The sequence below is a fragment of the Acinetobacter sp. S4400-12 genome (genome assembly GCF_024129495.1).
Taxonomy (GTDB): domain Bacteria; phylum Pseudomonadota; class Gammaproteobacteria; order Pseudomonadales; family Moraxellaceae; genus Acinetobacter; species Acinetobacter lwoffii_C.
This window is the reverse complement of record NZ_JAMXYB010000081.1, coordinates 1-1,312: the sequence shown is the minus strand read 5'-3', so window position 1 is coordinate 1,312 and position 1,312 is coordinate 1. Positions and strand designations below refer to the sequence as shown.

General features: G+C 39.3%; 1 protein-coding gene. It reads right to left on the bottom strand.

Features of this window, described 5'->3' with window-relative positions; all coding sequences use genetic code 11:
• Positions 1-45 precede the first annotated feature (45 nt).
• Positions 46-1,268 (bottom strand): IS3 family transposase gene (locus tag NI461_RS13985; protein WP_174659967.1). Its coding sequence is split into 2 segments (ribosomal slippage): positions 46-932 and positions 932-1,268, totalling 1,224 coding nucleotides; the frame shifts between segments, so codons are not numbered across the junction.
• Between the last annotated feature and the right edge of the window lie 44 nt (positions 1,269-1,312).

The window sequence follows — 1,312 nt, the reverse complement described above, 5'->3', positions numbered from 1 at the left end:
TGTCTTGTCCTGAAATAGATTGACAGTATTCCACTTCAAACCGAGTTATGCAATTAGCTCGGTTTTAGTTTGCTCATACGTCTGATTCGGGGTGTTCATATTTAAACTTAAATGTGGTCTATAGCAATTATAAATCATGATAGATTCCGCAATTAAGTGATCTAACTCCTTCATGGTTTGACATCGTGTAGTTAAAAACTCCTGCTTTAATATTCCATTAATCCGCTCTGCTAATGCGTTCTGGTAACAGTCTCCTCCATCTGTCATAGAAGGACATACCCCATAATGGCGTAATGCCGATTGATATAGTTCAGAGCAATACTGAGAGCCTCTGTCTGAATGGTGAATCATCCTGGCTGCCCGATCTGTCACATGCTGCATCGCCATATGTAGTGCCTGCACAACATTCTCTGCACGCATATCATTCGATAACTTATAACCTTTAATCTGGCGGGTATAAGCATCTGTCACCAAGGATAAATAATGCACACCTTCAGCACTCTCAACATAGGTAATATCACTAACAAAGACTTCATTGGCTTGCACTGCTGAATAATCCTTTAATAAATTTGGATGCTTCTTCATCCAATGCTTGCTATCCGTAGTTTTTGTATAGCGACGCTTAGGGCGAATCAATAAGTTATTTTCTTTCAATATTTTAAATAACTGATCCCGTCCACACTTTAAACCACGTTGCAACAATTTGCCTTTAATAAGCCAATACAGCTTACGTGTTCCGATACTTGGCATGAGACAGCGATATTCCATAACCAACTCAAGTATTTGTTCAGTTGCTTGTGCAGTCATTTGAGCACGTTTTTCTGCTTGATAATAAGCTTGTCGAGTGATTCCTAACCACTGACAATAACGTGAAACGCTTAGTCTTCTTTGGCTTTGCCAATCTTTGAAACGTGCTCGGTATACTTTTTTCCAAGATCAGTCCCACACTCTTTATCAATGTGATAAATCACATCCTGTATAAATTCAGTTTTGAGCTTTTCTGCGGCTAACTGTTTTTCTAATTGGCGGATTCGTTGTTGGGGTGTCAATTGGCGTTTAGAAGAAGTCGGCATATTCGAAGTCCAGTCCTGTTGTCCGTGCTTGCGTAACCATACCAGCACAGTTGATCTTCCTTGAATACCATATTTTGCCTGAGCTTGCTTATAAGTAATTTGCCCTTTTTCTACTTCATGTACCACCATCATTTTAAAGGCAAAGCTATAGTCACGTTGTGTACGTTTAACTCGTTGTTCTCGTTTATGTTCCATAAAATAAGTCTCTTAAGGTGTAAACTTATTTCAGGACGGGACAT